21 protein-coding genes are annotated in these 18,789 nt (G+C 72.1%); 10 read left to right on the top strand and 11 right to left on the bottom strand.

The genetic code is table 11. The features are described 5' to 3' along the window. Positions 1–63 precede the first annotated feature (63 nt). From ACLF3M_RS27505 to ACLF3M_RS27495, 3 genes are all read left to right on the top strand, one after another. Positions 64–1,272 carry an MFS transporter gene (locus tag ACLF3M_RS27505; RefSeq protein WP_430660203.1) on the top strand — a complete coding sequence of 403 codons (1,209 nt, stop codon included), beginning with the start codon at positions 64–66 and terminating at the stop codon, positions 1,270–1,272. A gap of 171 nt (positions 1,273–1,443) precedes the next feature. Continuing rightward, positions 1,444–1,890, top strand: a complete 447-nt coding sequence (locus tag ACLF3M_RS27500) for a hypothetical protein (protein ID WP_430660202.1) — start codon at positions 1,444–1,446, stop codon at positions 1,888–1,890. A 47-nt stretch (positions 1,891–1,937) separates the two neighbouring features. After that, entirely contained in the window at positions 1,938–2,573 is a 636-nt protein-coding gene (locus tag ACLF3M_RS27495) for an aspartate/glutamate racemase family protein (protein WP_430660201.1), read from the top strand. Here the strand turns inward: ACLF3M_RS27495 and ACLF3M_RS27490 are convergent, their stop codons facing one another. The 6 genes from ACLF3M_RS27490 to ACLF3M_RS27465 all read right to left on the bottom strand — a co-directional run bounded on the left by ACLF3M_RS27490 (position 2,574) and on the right by ACLF3M_RS27465 (position 7,730). Then, positions 2,574–3,017 carry a hypothetical protein gene (locus tag ACLF3M_RS27490; RefSeq protein WP_430660200.1) on the bottom strand — a complete coding sequence of 148 codons (444 nt, stop codon included), beginning with the start codon at positions 3,015–3,017 and terminating at the stop codon, positions 2,574–2,576. It lies immediately after the preceding gene. Positions 3,018–3,045: 28 nt separating this feature from the next. Beyond that, a complete protein-coding gene (locus ACLF3M_RS27485) occupies positions 3,046–4,473 on the bottom strand; it encodes a M48 family metallopeptidase (protein WP_430660199.1) in 1,428 nt (475 codons plus the stop codon). 86 nt (positions 4,474–4,559) lie between these two features. After that, positions 4,560–5,120 (bottom strand): LemA family protein, encoded by a 561-nt coding sequence (locus ACLF3M_RS27480; RefSeq protein ID WP_430660198.1) that lies wholly within the window; start codon positions 5,118–5,120, stop codon positions 4,560–4,562. An 89-nt stretch (positions 5,121–5,209) separates the two neighbouring features. Continuing rightward, positions 5,210–5,881 carry a DsbA family oxidoreductase gene (locus tag ACLF3M_RS27475; RefSeq protein ID WP_430660197.1) on the bottom strand — a complete coding sequence of 224 codons (672 nt, stop codon included), beginning with the start codon at positions 5,879–5,881 and terminating at the stop codon, positions 5,210–5,212. An 11-nt stretch (positions 5,882–5,892) separates the two neighbouring features. Then, on the bottom strand, positions 5,893–7,059 hold the full coding sequence (locus ACLF3M_RS27470; RefSeq protein WP_430660196.1) for an aminotransferase: 1,167 nt from the start codon (positions 7,057–7,059) through the stop codon (positions 5,893–5,895). Next, positions 7,056–7,730 (bottom strand): DNA-3-methyladenine glycosylase family protein, encoded by a 675-nt coding sequence (locus ACLF3M_RS27465; protein ID WP_430660195.1) that lies wholly within the window; start codon positions 7,728–7,730, stop codon positions 7,056–7,058. Before ACLF3M_RS27465 ends, ACLF3M_RS27470 begins: the two co-directional genes overlap by 4 nt. A 243-nt stretch (positions 7,731–7,973) precedes the next feature. On the opposite strand from ACLF3M_RS27465, the gene ACLF3M_RS27460 reads away from it, so the two are divergent. After that, positions 7,974–8,705 carry a response regulator gene (locus tag ACLF3M_RS27460; protein WP_430660194.1) on the top strand — a complete coding sequence of 244 codons (732 nt, stop codon included), beginning with the start codon at positions 7,974–7,976 and terminating at the stop codon, positions 8,703–8,705. After that, a complete protein-coding gene (locus ACLF3M_RS27455; RefSeq protein WP_430660193.1) occupies positions 8,705–10,120 on the top strand; it encodes an ATP-binding protein in 1,416 nt (471 codons plus the stop codon). Before ACLF3M_RS27460 ends, ACLF3M_RS27455 begins: the two co-directional genes overlap by 1 nt. A gap of 103 nt (positions 10,121–10,223) precedes the next feature. Here ACLF3M_RS27455 and ACLF3M_RS27450 read toward each other — a convergent pair whose 3' ends face one another. The 3 genes from ACLF3M_RS27450 to proC form a co-directional block, all read right to left on the bottom strand. Further along, entirely contained in the window at positions 10,224–10,658 is a 435-nt protein-coding gene (locus tag ACLF3M_RS27450) for a phasin family protein (RefSeq protein WP_430660192.1), read from the bottom strand. Between the two features lie 72 nt (positions 10,659–10,730). Next, positions 10,731–11,357 (bottom strand): TetR family transcriptional regulator, encoded by a 627-nt coding sequence (locus ACLF3M_RS27445; protein WP_430660191.1) that lies wholly within the window; start codon positions 11,355–11,357, stop codon positions 10,731–10,733. 24 nt (positions 11,358–11,381) lie between these two features. Then, the gene (gene proC, locus ACLF3M_RS27440; RefSeq protein ID WP_430660190.1) at positions 11,382–12,182 is read right to left on the bottom strand and encodes a pyrroline-5-carboxylate reductase; all 801 of its coding nucleotides are present in this window, start codon (positions 12,180–12,182) and stop codon (positions 11,382–11,384) included. A 99-nt stretch (positions 12,183–12,281) separates the two neighbouring features. Between proC and ACLF3M_RS27435 the strand changes: the two genes are divergently transcribed. Beyond that, positions 12,282–13,838, top strand: a complete 1,557-nt coding sequence (locus ACLF3M_RS27435; protein WP_430660189.1) for a cation:proton antiporter — start codon at positions 12,282–12,284, stop codon at positions 13,836–13,838. A 7-nt stretch (positions 13,839–13,845) separates the two neighbouring features. Here the strand turns inward: ACLF3M_RS27435 and ACLF3M_RS27430 are convergent, their stop codons facing one another. Both ACLF3M_RS27430 and ACLF3M_RS27425 read right to left on the bottom strand, forming a co-directional pair. Next, positions 13,846–14,352, bottom strand: coding sequence for a YbjN domain-containing protein (locus ACLF3M_RS27430; RefSeq protein WP_430660188.1), 507 nt, complete (start codon positions 14,350–14,352; stop codon positions 13,846–13,848). Between the two features lie 209 nt (positions 14,353–14,561). Then, a complete protein-coding gene (locus tag ACLF3M_RS27425) occupies positions 14,562–14,876 on the bottom strand; it encodes an accessory factor UbiK family protein (RefSeq protein WP_430660187.1) in 315 nt (104 codons plus the stop codon). 108 nt (positions 14,877–14,984) lie between these two features. Between ACLF3M_RS27425 and rfaD the strand changes: the two genes are divergently transcribed. The 4 genes from rfaD to pgeF are packed head-to-tail and all read left to right on the top strand — an operon-like array spanning position 14,985 to position 18,542. After that, complete coding sequence (gene rfaD, locus ACLF3M_RS27420; protein ID WP_430660186.1) at positions 14,985–15,980, top strand: ADP-glyceromanno-heptose 6-epimerase; 996 nt, start codon at positions 14,985–14,987, stop codon at positions 15,978–15,980. Then, the gene (gene lgt / locus ACLF3M_RS27415; protein WP_430660185.1) at positions 15,980–16,783 is read left to right on the top strand and encodes a prolipoprotein diacylglyceryl transferase; all 804 of its coding nucleotides are present in this window, start codon (positions 15,980–15,982) and stop codon (positions 16,781–16,783) included. The genes rfaD and lgt overlap by 1 nt, the downstream gene beginning before the upstream one ends. A gap of 23 nt (positions 16,784–16,806) precedes the next feature. After that, the gene (locus ACLF3M_RS27410; protein WP_430660184.1) at positions 16,807–17,787 is read left to right on the top strand and encodes a class I SAM-dependent methyltransferase; all 981 of its coding nucleotides are present in this window, start codon (positions 16,807–16,809) and stop codon (positions 17,785–17,787) included. Then, positions 17,784–18,542, top strand: a complete 759-nt coding sequence (pgeF, locus tag ACLF3M_RS27405) for a peptidoglycan editing factor PgeF (protein WP_430660183.1) — start codon at positions 17,784–17,786, stop codon at positions 18,540–18,542. Before ACLF3M_RS27410 ends, pgeF begins: the two co-directional genes overlap by 4 nt. The last annotated feature ends 247 nt before the right edge of the window (positions 18,543–18,789 follow it).

Genomic DNA, 18,789 nt, shown 5'->3' with positions numbered 1-18,789 from the left:
CGGCGCAGGAGCCATGCGGACAACGCCGTTGAGGACGCGGACCCCGCGTGGTCTGGTCTGGCCATGACCTCCCGTACCGGATCCGCCGTGCTGCTTATGGGCTGCGCGGTGATGTGTGCCGCGCTTGCCATGGGGCTGCGCGCCGCCTTCGGCCTGTTCCTGCCACCGATGACGGCCGCGCATGGATGGACGGCGTCGGGCTTCGCCTTCGCCATCGCGCTGCAGGTCCTCCTGAATGGCGTCTTCCAGCCGATCTGCGGGCAGATGGCCGACCGCTTCGGCGGGCGGCCGGTGCTGATGGGAGGCGCGGTGCTCTACGCCATCGGCATCCTCGGCATGGCCTTCTCGGAAAGCCTCGGCGCCTTCACCTTCTTCGCCGGGCCGGTGCTGGGCTTCGCCGTCTCCGCCGCCGGCATGCCTGTCATCATCGCCTCGCTGACCCGGCTGCTGCCGGAAAGCAAGCGCGGCCTGGCGGTCGGCCTCGGCACGGCGGGCACCTCCTTCGGGCAGTTCCTGGTGGTTCCGGCGGCGGGCTTCGGGATCGGCGGGATGGGCTGGGAGTGGACGCTCCTGGCGATGGCGGCCGTGGCGCTGCTGATGATCCCGCTCGCGCTGCCGCTGGCCGACACGCCGCCGCGGAAGGCGGCCGGCGGCACCGAGGAAGCCGCCGGGGCGGCGCTGCGCCGGGCGCTCCGGACGCCCACCTTCTGGTTCCTGTTCTTCGGCTTCTTCGTCTGCGGCCTGCACCTGTCCTTCCTGACCGTCCACCTGCCGGGTTTCGCGGTGTTCTGCGGCCTGCCGGTGTCGGTCGGCGCGGGCGCGCTGGGCCTGATCGGGCTGTTCAACGTCGCGGGATCGCTGGTCTCCGGCGAGCTGACGCAGCGCTGGAGGCGGCGGGAATTGCTGGTGATCATCTACGCGGCGCGCGGCGTGGTGATGGCGGTCTTCATGATGGCGCCGAAGACGACGACGACGATCCTGGTCTTCTCCGCCGCGATGGGCCTGCTGTGGCTGTCCACCGTGCCACCGACGGTCGCGCTGGTGGCGCGCAACTTCGGCACGCGGTGGCTCGCGACCATCTTCGGGCTGGTCTTCCTCGGCCACCAGATCGGCGGCTTCGCCGGCGCCTGGCTCGGCGGCGTGGTGCTGGACCGCACCGGCTCCTACGACCTGATGTGGAGCATCCAGATCGGGGCCGCCGCCTATGCCGCGCTGATCCACATGCCGATCCGCGATCCCGCCCCGCCCCAGCCGGCCTCCGCCCCGGCCTGAGGCATGGAGCCTGGTCCGTGGATCAGGCTTGTTGCCGTAGCTCGCTGTTCGCAAAGCCGATTCGCGCCTTCAGGCGACCCCGCTTCGCGGCGATCTGCCTTGAGGGCTGACCCGATAGGCGATCCGCGCCCCAGGGGGTATAGGGATCGGGTCCGACCACGGGGGAGCGGCATGCGACGTTGGATGCTGGCGGTGGCGATGGTGCTGGCTCTCGCGGCTGGCGGATCGGCCCAGCAGGGCCAGCCGCCGCATGCCTGGGTCTTCGGGTCCTGGACCGGCGGGATCTTCCCGGCGGCCGATACCGAGGGACCGCGCTGCACCGGCCAGCCCACGGTGATCTTCACCCGCGACGTCGTGATGCGCGCGTCCGTCTTCGAGGTGCCGTACCGCCAGCGCCTGATCGAGACGGTGGCTGCCGACCCCGACGTTCTGGAGTTCCGCTTCGTTCCGGTGCAGGCGCAGAGCACGCCCTTCGGCGCCCGGCTGCCGGCCGATTTCGGCTTCGGCTGCCCCGCCGGCCCCAATGTGCTGCGGGTGGAGCGGCGCGGTCCGGACGAGATCGTCTTCCCGGATTGCGGCGAGTTTCCCGCGCCGCTGAAGCGCTGCGTCGGGCACTGAACGCTCCGGCCAGGACCCCGTCCCGGGCGTCGCTCGAGACCCTCGACATGCGAATCGCGCTGATCCACGCCCTGCGGCATTCGCCGCCACCCATCGAGGCGGCCTTCCGCACCGAATGGCCCGAGGCGCGGCTGATGAACCTGCTGGACGACAGCCTTTCGGCCGACCTGGCGCGGGACGGGGCGCTGACCCCCGCGATGACCGGGCGCTTCCGGACGCTGGCGCGCTACGCCGCTGGCACCGGGGCTGATGCGATCCTGTTCTCCTGCTCGGCCTTCGGCCCCTGCATCGACGCCTGCGCGCGGGACCTCTCGCCCATGCCCGTCCTGAAGCCGAACGAGGCGGCAATCGAGGAGGCGCTCGCTATCGGGCGGAAGGTCGGGCTGCTCGCGACCTTTCCCGGCACCATCGCCTCCATGCCCGCGGAATTCCCGGCCGGCGTCGAGGTCGTCACGAGCCTGGCCGAGGGAGCGCTGGCGGCGATGGATGCGGGCGACCTCGAGAGGCATGACCGCCTGGCCGCCGAGGCGTCGCGAAGGCTGCGCGATTGCGACGTCATCCTGCTTGGTCAGTTCAGCCTGGCGCGCGCGGCGGGGATGGTGGCGGCGGCGACGGGACGGCCGGTGGTCACGACCCCGGGCAGCGCGGTGCGCAAGATGAAGGCGCTGCTCGGCGCGGCCTGATCAGCGGCCGAGCAGGACCAGCACTTCCTCGGCGGACTCGCGCACCGCGACATCGGTGCCGAAGCGCAGCCCGACCATGACGATCGCTGCGCGGGCACCGGCCGCATGCCGCGCGCCGGACTCGCGGACCAGCACGATGCGGTCGGCGGCGAGGTAGATCCGCCCGTTCGCGAGGTCAGTCAGCGGGATGAAGCGCGCGCCGGCCGCGGCCAGGCGGGCGGCGACGGAGTCCACGGACTCGACCGTGCGCTGCTGCACCCAGGCCGCGGTGTCGATGACCGTATGGCCCTCGGCCCGGCCGACGCGCACGACCTGCGCGGCCGCCAGCGCGACCGTCCCGCCGCCTTCCGTTGGCACGATCCCGATGAAGCCTGCCGGCGGGTCGGCGCGGGCGGGGCGGGACAGCAGGGCGGGGATGGCGAGGATCAGCGGACGGCGTTGCATGCGTTCTCCTCGAACGCCCCGCCCGCGCTCAGTTCCGCGGCGGCGGCGGCGGGGCCGCCTGGTCGGGATCCTGGCCGGCGCGGCGGGCGGCCTCGCGCCGGGCGAAGTGGTCCATGTAGATGGCGTCGCCCGTGCGCGCGAAGGCGGCCATGGCGTCGGCGCGTTCCTGCATGCGGCTTCGCGGCGGGCCGGCGGCGGGCGGCGAGGCCGCGGCCGTTGCGGCCAGCGCCGGGCCGCAGGGGCTGGCGGCGGGTGCGACCGATGCGGAGACGGCGCCCCAGGGGCTCGCGCCCGCGGCCGGCGGGAGCCCCTGCGGCGCCGCCTGCTGCCCGCCCCAAGGGCTGGCCGGCGCCGAATCGCCGGCGAAGGCGGCGCCGGCGGGTGCGTCCTGCCAGAGCGGCGGGGCGTCGGGCTCCGCGGCTTCGGCGACGAGCGCGGGCAGCGGGCCAGGATCGTGGCCGCCCGCGAAGGTCACCAGTGCCTCGATCCGCTTCTCGATCGGCGGATGCGTGGCGAACCAGCCGACCGCGGCGTTGGAAAGCTGGCTGTCGTGCAGGAACATCGCGCGTACCTGCTCCGGCACCTGCGGCATGGCGGCGCGCTGCTCGACCTTGCGCAGCGCGGAGATCATGGCGTCGGAGTCCTGCGTGAGTTCCACCGCGCCGGCATCGGCCAGGTATTCGCGGTTGCGCGACAGCGCCATGCGCAGCACCAGCGCCAGCACATGCGCCGCGACCGCGATCGCGATGCCGATCAGGATCAGGACGATGGCCGCGCCGCCGCTGTTGCTGCTGCTGCTGCTGCTGCTGCTGCTGTTGCGCGAGGAGGAGCGCGAACTGCCGGAGGAGAAGCGCGCGAAGCGCAGCGTGTTCCAGACGTTATCGGTCACCAGCGTGATGACGCCGACGAAGACCGCCGCGATCACGCCGAGCCTGGCATCGCCGTTCCTGATATGCGCGAGCTCATGCCCGATCACAGCGCGCAGCTCCCGGTCGTCGAGCGCATCCATCAGTCCGCGCGTCACCGTCACGCCGGCGGTGCCCTTCGTCAGCCCCGAGGCGAAGGCGTTGCGCTGCGGCGTCTCGATCACCGCGAGCCGCGGCAGGGTCATGCCGCGGCTGATGCAGAGCTCCTCCGTGATGTGCCACAGCCGCGGTTCCTCCCGCGGGTCGGTGACGCGCTTCGCGCCGGTGACGATGTCGAGGATCTTGTTCTGGGCGAGGAAGGCGATGCCGAACCAGGCGCAGGCGATGGCGAGCGCGGCGGGGATGATGACGGGCAGCAGCTGCGCGGCCTGGTGCAGCCCCTTCGCCACCGTCGGCGCGCTGCCCGCGACGATGAAGAGCGCGATCGCATAGCCCATCGCGATCAGCAGAACGGGAAACCCCGCCAGCAGCAGGATCGACCTGATCGCGGTGTTCCACGCGTGAGTCCGCAGGCCAACTGCCTGGAACATGACTTACTCCAGCCTTTCTGCCCCCTCCCCCGCAGTTGCGGCGGAGGGATGGGGAGGGGGCAGCGCCGTGACCGCCCGGCGCGTCATCAGAACTTCACCTGAGGCGCGTTCTTCGTCGCGGCGCGCTCCTCGGCATCCAACTCGAAGAAGCCGCGCTGGGTGAAGCCCATGGCGCCGGCGAAGAACACCGCGGGGATGGACTGGATCGCCGTGTTGAACTCGCTGACCGCGTTGTTGAAGAAGCGCCGCGCGGCGGCGATTTTGGTCTCGATGGTCGAGAGCTCCCCCTGCAGCGACAGGAAGTTCGTGTTGGCCTTCAGGTCTGGATAGGCCTCTGACAGCGCAAACAGCCGTCCCAGCGCCGCGCCGAGCTGCCCCTCGGCGGCGGAGGCCGCTTCCGGCCCGCTCGCGCGCACCGCGTTGTTGCGGGCCTGGATCACCGCCTCCAGCGTGCCGCGCTCGTGGCTGGCATAGCCCTTCACCGTCTCGACCAGGTTGGGGACCAGGTCGTGGCGTTGCTTGAGCTGCACCTCGATGTCGGCCCAGGACTGTCCGCAGGTCTGCCGCAGTGCGACCAGGCGGTTGTAGATCACCACGAACCACAGGCCGAGGACGACGATGACCCCGAGGACGATCAGCCATTCCATGAGCGAGGCTCCCCCAATGCTGGGCGCAGCCTAGCGCATCATCGCCTCGCGCGGGAACGCCGCACGGTTTCGCCGGTGTTGCGCGTGTTTCAGGCGCCGGCGGGCTGGGCGGGCTGCGCTTCGCGCGCGTCGAGGATCGCCTTCGCCTGGCGGAAGGCGTCCGCCATGCGCTCCGCCGGCATCGCGCCGCTGAACAGGAGGTAGCGGTCCATCAGGAAGGACGGCACGCCGTTGATCCCGCCGCGGCGCGCCGACATGTCCCGGGCAAGCACCTCGTCCCGGTGCGCAGAGGTCGCCAGCATAGCGGCCATCCCCGGCAGCCCCGCAGACGCCGCGACCTCGTCCAGCACCGCGGCGTCGCCGATGTCGCGGCCTTCCTGGAAATAGGCGCGGAACAGCGCGTCCACGACGTCGTGCTGGACGCCGGCATCCTCGGCCGCACGGATGACGCGATGGGCGGCGACCGTATTGGGCGTGCGCGTCATCAGGTCGTGGCGGAAGGAAAGCCCCGCCGCGCGCCCGGCATCCGCGACCTGCGCGTCGAGTTGCCGCCCACGCTCCGTCGAGCCGAACTTGGCGGCACGGTAGGCGTCGCGCTCGACCCCTTCCTCCGGCATGTCCGGGTTCAGCTGGAAGGGCCGCCAGCGCAGGCGGAACTCGATCCCGTCCTGCTTCAGCGACGCCAGCGCGGCGTCCAGATGCGCCTTGCCGATCCAGCACCACGGGCAGATCGCATCCGAGACCACGTCGAGGGTGCGCATGGCCGAACTCCTCATGAGAAGGCCGCGAGGCGCCCGGGCACCTGGCCCAGCACCGCCTCGCCGGCATTGGCGAAGGCGAGGCGGATATGGCGATCCTGCCCCGGTCCGAAGAAGGGGCCGGGCAGCGTCATCAGCCCCTGTTCCGCAGCCAGGATCTCGGCCGTCCGCATCGCATCGGGCGCCGCTTCGGGCACGCGGAGATAGGCGAAATACGTGCCGATCGCGTCAAGCCGCCACCCCGGCAGTTGCGCCACGGCGTCGCGGAAGAACGCGGCGCGGCCGGCCATCATCGCGCGGTTGCCGTCGCGCCAGGCGCCGAGCGCCGGGATCGCCCAGGCCAGCGCGACCTGCACGGGGCGCGGCGGGCAGATCTGGAAGGTGTCGAAGGCCTTCTCGAGTTCCGCCATGACCTCGGGCCCGGCCGCGATCGCGCCGGCGCGGTGGCCCGGTACGCAATAGGCCTTGGAGAAGGAATAGAGATGCACGAGCACGTCGCCCCAGTCGGGGTCGGCGAGGAGGTTATGCGGCGGAACCCGGTCGGTCGGCAGGAAGTCGCGGTAGGTCTCGTCCAGCACCAGGAAGCAGCCCGCCTTCCGACAGAGATCGGCCACGGCGTGGATCACCTCGGCGGGGTAGATCGCGCCAGTCGGGTTGTTCGGCGTCACCAGCACCACCGCGCGCGGCCGGTGCTCCGCGATCAGCGCGGCGATCTGCTCGGGATCGGGCACGAAGCCGTCCTCCGGCCTGGTCGGCACGGGGATGGCGCGCACGCCCTGCATGGTCAGCGCCATGCGGTGGTTGAAGTACCAGGGCGTGGGCAGCAGCACCGCGTCGTCCTCGGCCGCCAGCACCTGCATCGCCATGGCGAAGGCCAGGTTGCAGCCCGCCGAGATCGCGACGGCGGCGGGCGGGATCGCTGCGCCGTAAAAGGCCGAGACATCGGTCGCCAGCGCCTCGCGCAGCGCCATGTCGCCCGCGATCGGCCCGTAGCCCGCGCTGTCCGCGCTGCCCGAGGCCTCCGCCAGGCGTGCCAGGAGCTCGGGCGGCGGCGGATAGCCCGGCACCGCCTGGGTGAGGTCGAGCGCAGGGCCTGCCCGCCCGTCATAGCGTGCCGCCCAGGCGCGGGCGGCGGGGATGGGCGGCGTCTCGGTGGCACGGATACGGCGGGAGAGGATCATGCGGGGTCCAGCGTCGCGCGTTTCGTGTGGTGCAGCCAGTGGTGCCAGAGCAGCCGTGCCGCGACCGAGCGGTGCGGCGCCCAGTCCCGCGCGATCGCCGCCATGGCCTTCGCATCCGGTCGCGCGTCCAGTCCCATCAGGTGCTGCGCCGCCGCCTGCAGGGCCAGGTCGCCCGATGGGAACACATCCGGCCGCTGCAGCGAGAACACCAGGTGCACCTCTGCCGTCCAGCGGCCGATCCCCTTGATCTCGCAGAGATGCGCGATGGCGGCCTCGTCCTCCATCGCGGCAAGCCCGTCCAGGCGCAGCGCGCCCGACAGGATCGCCTCGGCCAGCGCGCGGGCATGGCGCACCTTCTGCCGCGTGAGCCCGCCCTCGATGCCGACACGCTCCGGCGCCAGGGCCAGGAAGCCCTCGGGCGTCGTCGCGCCGGGCAACGCCGAGACGCGCCGCCAGATCGCGAAGGCGGCTTCGTTGGAGACGAGCTGGGCACAGATCGCCCGCAGCAGACCGGGAAACCCCGCCTCCCGCACCGGCCAGGGCAGCGGGCCCGCGCGGTCCTCGATGCCGGCGAAGGTGCCGTGCTTTGCCGCCAGCCGATCCGCGGCATCGCGGGCCCAGTCCGGGGGATGGGGGAAAAGGGGCGGCGGAGGTGCAGGAGGGGAGCGCACCCCCGCCGCCTAGCACGGAGGCCGACCCGGGACAGGAGGGGGGGTAGTGCGCGGCCGGAAGAAGGGGCCGCGGCCCGGGTCGGCCAGCGATGCCATGATAATGCGCCCCGAACGTAACCGCCCGAAGGCCGCGGGGGTGAGCAAGTGCAACATCCTGTTGCGGAGGGCCCGGTTGTGACGCGGCGCAACATGGCTCGCGCCGAAACCTCTCCGGCCCGGCCCGCGCCGCGCTATGTTACAGGCATGGACACGCCCCAGCCGCACATCATGGTCGTGGACGACGACCGGGAGATCCGGGACCTCCTCGGCAAGTTCCTGGAGAAGCAGTCCTTCCGCGTCACCGTCGCGCGCGACGCGCGGGAGGCGCGCAAGCTCTGGCCGCTCGGCCGCTACCACCTGGTCGTGCTCGACCTCATGATGCCCGGCGAGTCGGGGCTCGACTTCGCGCGCTGGCTGCGCGGCCAGTCGGAGGTGCCAATCGTCATGCTGACCGCGATGGGGGAAGAGACCGACCGCATCGTCGGCCTCGAGCTCGGCGCCGACGACTACGTCGCCAAGCCCTTCAACCCCCGCGAGCTGCTGGCGCGCATCCGCGCGGTGCTGCGGCGCGCTACCGCCGACAGCTCGACCGGCACCGCCAACGGGGAGCCGCCGGCCAAGCTGATCCAGTTCTCGGGCTGGCTCCTGGAGCCCGCGCGGCGGCGCCTGGTGAACCCGCAGGGCGTCGAGGTGCCGCTGACGGGCGGCGAGTACGAATTGCTGGTCGCGCTGGTCGAGCGCCCGAACCGCGTGCTGACCCGCGACATGCTGATGGACCTGCTGCGCGGCCGCCAGGCCGGGCCCTTCGACCGCGCGATCGACGTCGCGGTGTCCCGCCTGAGGCGCAAGCTCGAGGATGACGGGCGCAACCCGCAGATCATCAAGACCGTGCGCGGCGGCGGCTACGTGCTCGCCACGACGGTCGAGAAGGGCTGATGGAGGGCGACGCCGCCCTTCGGGCCGCGCCCGCGGCGGCGTCCGCGCCGGGCCGCGCGCGGCGCGCGTGGTTCTCGGTCTTCCGCGGGCTGATCCCGGGTTCGCTCGGCGGGCGCACGGCACTGGTGCTGATCGTCGGCCTCGTGCTGGTGCAGATGGCGGGGCTGACCATCCATGCGCTGGACCGCGTGGACTTGCAGCGCTTCCAGCAGGCGCGCGAGGTCTCCCAGCGCAGCTTCGCGGTCTGGCGCGGCCTTGTGCTCGCCTCGCCGGAGCGGCGCGCCGCGCTGATCGCCGATATCGACCTGCCGCCCGGGCTCCGCATCGCCTATGAAGACGAGCCCGCGGCCAAGCCGCATTACCCGCCCCCGCCGCCGCCGATCCTGCGCCTGCTCCGCGTGGACGCCATGATGTCCGCCCCGCCGCGGCTGCGCCCGAGGGAGGTCGTCATCTCCGGCACCAACCGGCCGGGCGTGATGCTTGTGAGCCTGCGCTTCCCCGACACGGGCTGGCTGAACCTGCGCATCGAGATGCCGCCGCCGCGGCCGTGGCATTCCGAGACCTTCCTGGCGGCCTTCGTGCTGATGACGCTGGCCGCCGCGGCGCTGACGCTGTGGGGCGTGCGGCGCCTGACGCGCCCCGTCCGCGACCTCGCCGCCGCGGCCGAGCGGCTGGGCCGGGACGTCAACGCGCCTCCCCTGCCGGAGAACGGGCCTTCGGAGGTCGCGACGGCCGCCCATGCCTTCAACACCATGGCCGAGCGCATCCGCCGCTTCGTCGGCGACCGCACGCAGATGCTAGCGGCGATCGGGCATGACCTGAAGACGCCGATCACGCGGCTCAAGCTGCGGGCGGAGCTGCTCGACGACGACGAGCAGCGGCGGAAGATCCTCGCCGACCTCGAGGAGATGGAAGGGATGATCGGCGCCACCCTCGCCTTCGCGCGCGACGAGGCGGCGGCGGAGCCCTCGGTGCAGGTGGACCTGGCGGCGCTGTGCCGGACGGTGCTGGACGAGGCGGCGGATGCACGGCCGGAGCTGGCGGAGCTCATCGACTATGACGGGCCGGAGCACCTGGCGGTGCGCGCGCGGCCCGTGGCGATGAAGCGGGCGCTGGCGAACCTGGTCGGCAATGCGCTGGCCTATGGCGGCTCGGCGCATCTTCGGCTGATGCCGCAGCCACCGGGGCAGCTGCGGATCGAGGTCAACGACGACGGGCCGGGCGTGCCGCCGGGCGACCTGGAGACGGTGTTCCAGCCCTTCCGCCGGCTGGAGACGAGCCGCAACCGCGAGACCGGCGGGACAGGGCTTGGGCTTCCCATCGCGCGCAACATCCTGCGCGCGCATGGCGGTGACGTGGTGCTGCGGAACCGGCCTGAGGGCGGGCTGCAGGCGCTGGTGACGCTGCCGGCCTGACACTGCGCGCCGCGCAGGGCCATCCAATCCCTCACGTGCTTGTAGTCTCCCTCCCCCGCAGCTGCGGGGGAGGGTAGAAAGGGGGCTTCGGCTCGCGCCTACCTCACCCCTGCCCCGCCTTCGCGGCCATTTGCTTGATCTCGTCCATCGCCTCGGCGAAGCGGCGGTTCAGCAGCGCGAGCGCCTCGGCGTTCGACTTCTGGATGAGGTCGGCGATCTCCCTGATGTTCGTCACCGCCTTCTCGTAGCCGGACTTCAGGAGCTCCGCCTGACGCGCCGCGCGCTCCTGCGGGTTGTCGGTGCCGGTCATGCCGCGCATCGCCTCGGTCATCTCGGTCATCGCGCCCTGCACGATCTCCATGTGCCGGCGCGCCACGGCCTGCGCGCCTTCCAGCGCGACGCGGTTGGCCGCCGACAGCGCCTCGAGGTTGCGGCGCTGCGCCTGGGCGAGGCCTTCGAGGTCCGCCATGTGCGGCAGGCGGAACTCCGAGAACATCTTCATCATGTCCTCGGGCTTCATGGTGAAGCGGTCCGACATCGCGTAGCTCCTTCCTTCCCTGTCTGTCGCAACTCTAGTGGAAGCGGCGACGGGGCAGAAGAGCGACGGCGATCAGTCCGGCGTGCGGGCCCCTGCCGGGGCTTCGGGGGGCGGCGCCAGGTCGCCGTCCGCCAGGCCGAAGCTGCGCGCAGCCTGCTCGGCGCGCTCCAGCGCCCGATCGAGGGCTGCCATGGTCGGACCCAGCTCCTCGCTGTCGTCGCCCGACCAGACGTTCACGGCGCGGAGCCAGACCACGGTCAGCCCGGCAGCGCGCAGGCGTCCGCGGATGCCGCCGCTGTCGATCTCCGCGAGGTCGAGCATGCGCTCCATGCTGGCCTGGAAGAGCGGCGCCATGGCGCCGAACAGCACCCCGTCGGTCCAGAGCTCCCGCATGAAGCGCTTCATGCCGGGCCTGTAGGGTGCGAGCGCGTCCAGACCGCGCATCAGCACGTCGAAGAGCCGGTCGCGCGGCGTGCCGCCCTGCCCGGGCAAGGTTCCCTGCGCGACCTGGTCCATGACGGTGTCCGCGAAGACCCGCAGCAGCCCAAGGCGCGAGGGGAAGCGCCGCACCAGCTCCGAGGACGCGATGCCCGATTCCGCCGCCAGCCGACCGGGCGTCACGCCGCGCCAGCCATGCTCGGCGATGATCCGGAACAGGGCTTCGACCAGGGCGGCGTCGGAGGCGGGCGCGGTGTCCATGGCGGAATGGTGGGGTTGGCCTAGCTAGCCCGCAAGCTCGCGGGAGCGCGCGGTCGCCGCGGCGATCGCGCGGGATATCGTCTCGGGCCACGCGGTCTCGGCCATCATCACGGCGAGCGCGCGTTCCGTCGTGCCCTTGGGGCTCGTGACATTCCTGCGAAGCTGCGCCGCGTCCTCCTCGCTGGCGGCGAGCAGCGCGCCGGAGCCCGCGACGGTGGACCGCGCCATGCGCCGCGCGAGACCGGCGGGGATGCCCTGCTCGATCGCGGCCTTCTCCAGCAACTCGGCGAGGAGGAAGACATAGGCCGGCCCGCCGCCGGAGACGGCGGTGACGGGGTCGAGCAGGCCTTCGTCGTCCACCCAGTCCACCTCGCCGGTGGCGCCGAGCAGCGTGTCCGCGAGGCTGCGCTGCGCGTCGGATACGCCGGAGGCACCGAAGGCGACGGTGAATCCGCGGCGGACGGCGGCCGGGGTGTTGGGCATGGCGCGGACCACGGCGGCGTCCTGCCCGAGCAGGCCGCGCATGAAGGCGACGGTCTTGCCCGCCATGATGGAGACGAAGACCGCCTGGCCGGCGAAACGGGCATAGAGCGGAAGGCTGGCCGGCGCCTCCTGCGGCTTGATGGCGAGGATCACCGCGGCGGGGGCGAAGCCGGCGGGGATGGCGTCGGGCGACTTGACCAGCGTGGCGCCGGCCGGCGCCTCGGCCAGGAAGGGGTCGACGACGACCGCCTCGGACAGGCCGCGCTCCCGCCAGCCCGCGAGCATGGCGCCGCCCATCTTGCCGCAGCCGAGCAGGAGAAGTGGGGGAAGGGTGTCGGTCATGCCGTGCAGGCTCGCCGCGCCAGGCCTGAAGGGCAAGAGGACTGGTGCCATCGGCCGCCAGCACTCACCTTTGCCAGGCCAGTCCCGGAGGAGAGCGCGATGGCCGTCTTCGAGCTGGTGATCGCCATGCTGCTCGGCGGGGCGCTGCTGGCAGCCTGGTCCGGCCGCATCGGCGTCCCCTACCCCGCGCTCCTGTCGCTGGCCGGCGCCATCGCCGCCATCGTGCCCGGCACGCCCGAGGTGGTGATCGAGCCAGAGCTCGCGCTCGCCCTCTTCGTCGCGCCGACGCTGCTGGACGCTGCCTTCGACGCCTCGCCGCGCGACCTCCGGGACAACTGGCTGCCGGTCGGGCTGCTCGCGGTCGTCGTGGTCGGGCTGACCGTGGCCGTGGTGGCGGTGACGGTCAGGCTGATCGCGCCCGACCTGCCCTGGGCCGCGGCGATCGCGCTCGGCGCGGTGGTTGCGCCGCCGGATGCCTCGGCGGCGGCCGCCGTGCTTCGCCAGCTGCGCCTGCCGCACCGCCTGCTGGTGATCCTGGAGGAGGAGAGCCTGCTGAACGACGCCACGGCGCTGCTGATCTACCGCGTCGCGGTGGGCGCCGCGGCGGGTGGCGCCGCGTTCGGCTGGCATCTCCTGCCGGAGCTGCTGCTGACCGCGGGCGGCGGGGCCGTTCTGGGCTGGGCGCTGGCCCGCATCTGGCTGCTGTTCCCGATGCACCGGGCGGAGATCCCGATCGCCGTCCTGGTGCAGTTCATCGGCGCCTTCGCGGTCTGGATGCTGGCAGACCGGCTCGGCGTGTCGGCGATCATCACGATGGTGGTCTATGCCATGGTGATCGCGCGCCACGCCCCGGCGCGGTCCGACGCCCGGCACCGCATCGCCTCCTATGCCGTATGGGAAGTCGCGGTCTTCGTGCTGAACGTGCTGGCCTTCGTGCTGATCGGCCTGCAGCTCAAGGCGATCCTCGGCCGGCTTGACGGCGCGGTCGCGCCCTATGCCTGGACGGCGGGCGCCGTCCTGCTTGCGGTCATCCTGGTCCGCTTCGCCTGGGTGATGTCCTACAACGCCGTCCTGCGCTGGAAGATCGGCCGCTTCGGCCCGGGGCCTGGTCGCGTGCTGATGCGTCCGACGGTGCAGGGCGGGATCGTCGTTTCCTGGTGCGGGATGCGCGGCATCGTGACGCTTGCCACCGCGCTCGCGCTGCCCGAGGCCTTCCCCGGCCGCGACCTCATCGTCTTCTGTGCCTTTTGGGTCGTGCTCGGCACGCTGGTCGTCCAGGGTGCGACGCTGCGACCGCTGCTGCGCCGCCTTACCCTGCCCGAAGACCGTACCGTGGAGGAGGAAGTGCGTCTCGCGCGCGCCGAGACGGCCCGCGCCGCCCTCGGCCATATCGACGGCCACGCGTCGCGCGCGGCAGCGGGCGGCCTGCGTTCGGTCTATGCCCGGCGCGGCGGCGAGGTGGAGCCGGCCGGCGAGGCACTCGTGGAGATGCACCAAACGGCGGTTGCCATCCAGCGGCGGCGCCTGATGACGCTGCGCGCCGTCGGAGAGATCGGCGACGACGCCTTCCACGTGCTCGAGGAGGAGATCGACATCCTCGAGTTGAATGCCGATCCCCGCGTCCTCGGGGTGGATCCGTCCGGCGAGCGCGCCTGAGCGGCGGTCAGGCCTCGCCGACGCAGTCCAGCATCGCGGCCTGCAGCGCCTCGGCCGGCGACTTGCCGCCCCAGAGGACGAACTGGAAGGCCGGGAAGAAGCGTTCGCACTCCGTGATGGCGATGTCCACCATGTCCTCCAGGCTCTCGGCCGAGGCGCCCGGGGCGCCGCGCAGCAGCACGGAATGGCGGAACACCGGCATCCCGTCCTCGCTGTCGATGCCGAAATGGCCGATCCAGAGCTTCTCGTTGGCCAGCGCGAGCAATTCGAACAGCTTCTCCCGCTTCTCCGCCGGCACCTTCAGGTCGAAGGCGCAGGAGAAATGCATGGCGCTGATCTCATGCGACCAGGAGAAATACAGGCCGTAGTCGCACCACTTGCCCGGCGCCTCGGCCGCCATCTCGGAGTCCGAGCGGCGGTCGAACGCCCATTCGTTGGAGGTGACGATCTGTTCGAGGATGTCGAGCGGATTGGCGGAGCGCTCGTGAGTTTCGTGGCCGAGATACGCGGACATGCGGCACCTCCATCGCCAGGACCAGGGCCGGCGCCCGGCCCCCCGCCGGCGCTGGGCCCCTCCCGGTCGTAACGACCGGGACCCCCACGTGGCCATCGAGGTATTGGGGCTCAACACCCCGAATCGCCACTATTTGTAGGTTACGCAGCCGGGAAAGATGACCGCAAGCGTCAGTTTTTCCGGCGGCTCAAGCGGTTGTGGATGAATCTTCACGGAGCGTCGCCGGAATCCGCGCCATCCGGCCCACTGCTGTCCAGCGCCGCCAGCCGCGCTTCGAGCGCCGAGACGCGATCCGCCAGGGCCTCGGCCTGCTCCCGCGCGCGCCGGGCGACTTCCAGGGCGGCGTCCAGCTCTTCCCGCCGGACCAGTTCCAGGCGCTGCACCACGGCCTCGACCTGGGCCTTGGCCATGGCCTCGCCCTCCGCCCGCATCGCGGCCATCACGGAGAAGGCGCCGCCCGCCATCCCCGCGAGGTCGTCGAACAGGCCCTTGCCGCGCTTCCCGTCGCCCTCGCCCGTCGCCATCGAGACCTCCTTGCCGCCGCGGCGCCAAGCTTGTCGCGCCGCTGAAGCGCGGCCTATACCCCGCCGCCGGCGGAAATGCAGCCGGAGCAAGGGGATCAAGATCCGCCGATGTACCTCGTGACCGGCGGCGCCGGCTTCATCGGATCGAACCTCGTCGCGGCCCTGGCCGCCCGCGGCGAGGAAGTGATGGTCGTGGACCGCCTGCGGGAGGGCACGCCAGGCCGCGAGAAATGGCGGAACCTGGCGAAGCACGGCATCGCCGGGATCCTGCCGCCCGAGGAGATCGAGGATTTCTGGGCGGAGAGCGCCGGCGAAATCGAGGCCGTGCTGCACATGGGCGCGATCAGCGCGACCACCGCGACCGACGGCGACCTGGTCGCGGCGACCAACATCACCCTCCCCCTCTGGCTCTGGGCGGCCTGCGCCGAGGCCGGGGTGCCGCTGATCTACGCCTCCTCCGCCGCGACCTATGGGGATGGCAGCCTCGGCTTCGAGGACGATGCGCGGCCCGAGGCGCTGGCCGCGCTGCGCCCGCTGAACCTCTATGGATGGTCCAAGCTCGCCTTCGACCGGCGCGTCGCCGACATGCTGGAACGCGGCGTGCCCTCGCCGCCGCAATGGGCGGGCTTGCGCTTCTTCAACGTCTACGGGCCGAACGAGTACCACAAGGGCCGCATGGCCTCGGTCGTGTTCCACAAGTTCCACGAGGTCGCGGGCGGCGCGCCGGCGCGGCTTTTCCGGTCGGACCGCGCGGGCATCGCGGATGGCGAGCAGAAGCGCGACTTCGTGCATGTGGACGACTGCGTGAACGTCATGCTGTGGCTGCTCGACAACCCCGGCGCCAGCGGGCTGTTCAATGTGGGCTCCGGCCAGGCCAGGACGTTCCTCGACCTCGTGCGCGCAATGTTCGCCGCAATTGGCCAGGAGGACCGGATCGAGTTCGTGGACATGCCGCCCGACCTGCGCGGCAAGTACCAGTACTTCACCGAAGCCCCGCTGACCCGCCTGCGGGAAGCCGGCTACGACGCGCCGATGACGACGCTCGAGGACGGCGTCGGCCGCTATGTCAGCGGCTTCCTCATGCAGCCCGACCCGCATCGCTGATGCTGCCTGTCATCGCCTTCCCCGCCATCGACCCCGTCGCGGTCGAGCTCGGTCCCTTCGTCGTCCGATGGTATGCGCTGGCCTATATCGGCGGCATCCTGCTGGGCTGGCTCTGGGCGAAGCGCCTGATCGCGCTCCCGCCGCGTGTCGCGACGAACGAGCAGCTCGCCGACGCCGTCACCTGGGTCACGCTCGGCGTCATCCTGGGAGGGCGGCTCGGCTACGTGCTGGCCTATCGGCCCGGCTACTACGTCACGGCGCCGTGGGAAGCACTCTATGTCTGGCAGGGCGGCATGTCCTTCCATGGCGGCATGATCGGCGTGATCGTCGCGCTCTGGTGGTTCTGCACGCGGGAGAGGCTCGACAAGCTCGCCTTCGGCGACCGCGTCGCCTGCGTGGTGCCGATCGGGCTCTTCCTCGGCCGCATCGCCAACTTCATCAATGGCGAGCTCTGGGGCCGGGTGACCGACGTGGAATGGGCGATGGTCTTCCCGACCGGCGGGCCGGAGCCGCGGCATCCCAGCCAGCTCTACCAGGCCTTCCTCGAGGGGATCTGCCTGCTGGTGGTCCTCAACGTCATGGTGCGCCGGCCCGACCTGCGCGAGCGCCGCGGGCTGCTGACCGGCGTCTTCCTCGCGGGCTATGGCGCGGCGCGCATCGTCGGCGAGTTCTTCCGGCAGCCCGACGCGCATCTCGGCTTCCTCTTCGCCGGCGCGACGATGGGACAGCTGCTGTCGCTGCCGATGGTGATCGTGGGCGTGGTGCTGATCGCGCGCGCGAAGCGCGAGCCGGTCGCCGTCTAGTGGCGGAGCGGCTGGACCGCTTCATGCAGCGCGCGGTCAGCGAGTACTACGCGCGCCGTGCGACGCCTTTCGGGCGCGCCGGCGACTTCACGACGGCGCCCGAGATATCGCAGGCCTTCGGCGAGGTCCTCGGGGCCTGGTGCGCCGTCTGCTGGGAGAAGCTGGGCCGCCCCGATCCTGTGCTGCTGGTGGAATGCGGGCCAGGCCGCGGGACGCTGATGGCGGACGCGCTGCGCGCGGTCGCGCAGGCCGCGCCCGCCTTCCGCTCCGCGCTGCGGGTGCACCTGGTCGAGACCTCCCCGACGCTGCGCGAGACGCAGCGCCGCATGGTCGGCGACGCCATCTGGCACGACGACATCGCGACGCTGCCCGAAGGCCCGGTCCTGCTGCTCGCCAACGAGTTCCTCGACGCGCTGCCGATCCGCCAGTTCGTGCGCCGCGGCCATGCTTGGATGGAGCGGCATGTGCGGGATGGCGGGCTCGTGGAACTGCCGGCGCAGGACGCTCCCGCGCTACCGGACGAGGCGCCCGAAGGCGCGGTGAAGGAAGTCTGCGAGCCCGCGCTCGCCTTCGCGCGCCTGCTGGCGGCGCGGCTCGCCGCGCAGCGCGGCGCGGCGCTGCTGGTGGATTACGGCTACGGCCCCGACGCACCCGCGTTCGGCGAGACGCTGCAGGCCATGCGCGCGCACGAGACCGGCCTCGACCCGCTGGCCGAGCCCGGCACGCGCGACCTGACCGCGCATGTGGACTTCGCCGCGCTCGCCGCCGCGGCAAGCGAGGCGGGCGCGGTCACCTTCGGCCCCCTGCCCCAGGGGCTACTGCTGCAGCGCCTGGGCCTGGTGACGCGCGCCGCGATGCTCGCGCAGGCAAGCCCGCGGCTGGCCGGCGAGATCCTCTCGGGGGCGGAACGCCTGGTCGCCTCGGAACGCATGGGAAGGCTGTTCAAGGCGCTCGCGGTCTGCGATTCCACCCTGGGCGCGCCGCCCGGATTCGAGGACCCATGACGCCGTTCCTCACGGCCTCCCTGCCCGCCCCGCACGGCTTCTTCACCCGCCGCGGCGGCGTGTCGGCCGGGCGCTTTGCGAGCCTGAACTGCTCGCTCTCGGGTCGCGACGACCCCGACGCCGTGCGGGAGAACCGTGCCCGCGCCGCCCAGGCGCTGGACCTGCAGCCCGCCGCGCTGGTCGGCCTGACCCAGGTGCATGGAATCGAGGTCGCGACGGTCACCGATCCCTGGCCCGAGGATGCGCGCCCCAAGGCGGATGCGATGGTCACGGACCGGCCGGGCCTGCTGCTTGGCATCGTCACGGGGGATTGCGCGCCGGTGATTTTCGCCGACGAGCGCGCCGGCGTGGTCGGCGCCGCCCATGCGGGCTGGCGCGGCGCGGTGGCCGGCGTGCTGGAGGAGACGATCGCCGCGATGGAGCGCCTCGGCGCCGCCCGCGCGCGCATCGCCGCCGCGGTCGGCCCCTGCATTGGCCAGGCGAGCTACGAGGTCGGCCCCGATCTGCGCGACGCCGTGCTGGCGCATGACGCCGCCCATGCGCGCTTCTTCGCCCCCGGCCGGCGCGAGGATCGCTGGCAATTCGACCTGCCGGGCTATTGCCTGGCACGGCTGTCGGCCGCCGGCGTCACGGCATCCTGGATCGGCCGCGACACGCTGGCCGAGGAGGACGCGTTCTTCAGCCATCGGCGATCGACGCTCGCGGGCGGCGGGCCGATCGGCCACCAGCTTTCCGCCATTGCGCTGCCGGCCTGAGCCATGCCCTACCTCATCATGTTCTTCGCGATGGTGCTGCTGACGATGCTGGTCTCCTGTGCGTTTCTCTAGATCTTCCTCATGCGCCGGCGCGAAAGCCCTCTCCCCCGGTCCCGGGGGTGAGGGTTGGGTGAGGGGGACGCGCCCGGTGACGAACGCGTTCCCGACGCTGCACGCCCCCCTCACCCACCCCTCTCCCCCCTTGGGGGGGAGCGGGCTTGCCCCCCGGGCCACGCGACGCACCGCG

This window comes from Falsiroseomonas sp. HW251 (genome assembly GCF_050563545.1).
GTDB lineage: Bacteria > Pseudomonadota > Alphaproteobacteria > Acetobacterales > Acetobacteraceae > Falsiroseomonas.
This window is presented reverse-complemented; position numbering and strand designations above follow the sequence as displayed.

Excerpts from the sequence above, each read along its gene's own strand:
- ACLF3M_RS27425 (WP_430660187.1), bottom strand. The coding sequence starts at position 14,876 with ATGGCGACGGGCGAGGGCGACGGGAAGCGCGGCAAGGGCCTGTTCGAC.
- ACLF3M_RS27450 (WP_430660192.1), bottom strand. The coding sequence starts at position 10,658 with ATGTCGGACCGCTTCACCATGAAGCCCGAGGACATGATGAAGATGTTC.
- ACLF3M_RS27460 (WP_430660194.1), top strand. The coding sequence starts at position 7,974 with ATGGACACGCCCCAGCCGCACATCATGGTCGTGGACGACGACCGGGAG.
- ACLF3M_RS27435 (WP_430660189.1), top strand. The coding sequence starts at position 12,282 with ATGGCCGTCTTCGAGCTGGTGATCGCCATGCTGCTCGGCGGGGCGCTG.
- ACLF3M_RS27475 (WP_430660197.1), bottom strand. The coding sequence starts at position 5,881 with ATGCGCACCCTCGACGTGGTCTCGGATGCGATCTGCCCGTGGTGCTGG.
- ACLF3M_RS27505 (WP_430660203.1), top strand. The coding sequence starts at position 64 with ATGACCTCCCGTACCGGATCCGCCGTGCTGCTTATGGGCTGCGCGGTG.
- pgeF (WP_430660183.1), top strand. The coding sequence starts at position 17,784 with ATGACGCCGTTCCTCACGGCCTCCCTGCCCGCCCCGCACGGCTTCTTC.
- ACLF3M_RS27500 (WP_430660202.1), top strand. The coding sequence starts at position 1,444 with ATGCGACGTTGGATGCTGGCGGTGGCGATGGTGCTGGCTCTCGCGGCT.
- ACLF3M_RS27430 (WP_430660188.1), bottom strand. The coding sequence starts at position 14,352 with ATGTCCGCGTATCTCGGCCACGAAACTCACGAGCGCTCCGCCAATCCG.
- ACLF3M_RS27470 (WP_430660196.1), bottom strand. The coding sequence starts at position 7,059 with ATGATCCTCTCCCGCCGTATCCGTGCCACCGAGACGCCGCCCATCCCC.
- ACLF3M_RS27410 (WP_430660184.1), top strand. The coding sequence starts at position 16,807 with ATGCAGCGCGCGGTCAGCGAGTACTACGCGCGCCGTGCGACGCCTTTC.
- rfaD (WP_430660186.1), top strand. The coding sequence starts at position 14,985 with ATGTACCTCGTGACCGGCGGCGCCGGCTTCATCGGATCGAACCTCGTC.
- ACLF3M_RS27445 (WP_430660191.1), bottom strand. The coding sequence starts at position 11,357 with ATGGACACCGCGCCCGCCTCCGACGCCGCCCTGGTCGAAGCCCTGTTC.
- ACLF3M_RS27485 (WP_430660199.1), bottom strand. The coding sequence starts at position 4,473 with ATGTTCCAGGCAGTTGGCCTGCGGACTCACGCGTGGAACACCGCGATC.
- ACLF3M_RS27480 (WP_430660198.1), bottom strand. The coding sequence starts at position 5,120 with ATGGAATGGCTGATCGTCCTCGGGGTCATCGTCGTCCTCGGCCTGTGG.
- ACLF3M_RS27495 (WP_430660201.1), top strand. The coding sequence starts at position 1,938 with ATGCGAATCGCGCTGATCCACGCCCTGCGGCATTCGCCGCCACCCATC.
- lgt (WP_430660185.1), top strand. The coding sequence starts at position 15,980 with ATGCTGCCTGTCATCGCCTTCCCCGCCATCGACCCCGTCGCGGTCGAG.
- proC (WP_430660190.1), bottom strand. The coding sequence starts at position 12,182 with ATGACCGACACCCTTCCCCCACTTCTCCTGCTCGGCTGCGGCAAGATG.
- ACLF3M_RS27490 (WP_430660200.1), bottom strand. The coding sequence starts at position 3,017 with ATGCAACGCCGTCCGCTGATCCTCGCCATCCCCGCCCTGCTGTCCCGC.
- ACLF3M_RS27455 (WP_430660193.1), top strand. The coding sequence starts at position 8,705 with ATGGAGGGCGACGCCGCCCTTCGGGCCGCGCCCGCGGCGGCGTCCGCG.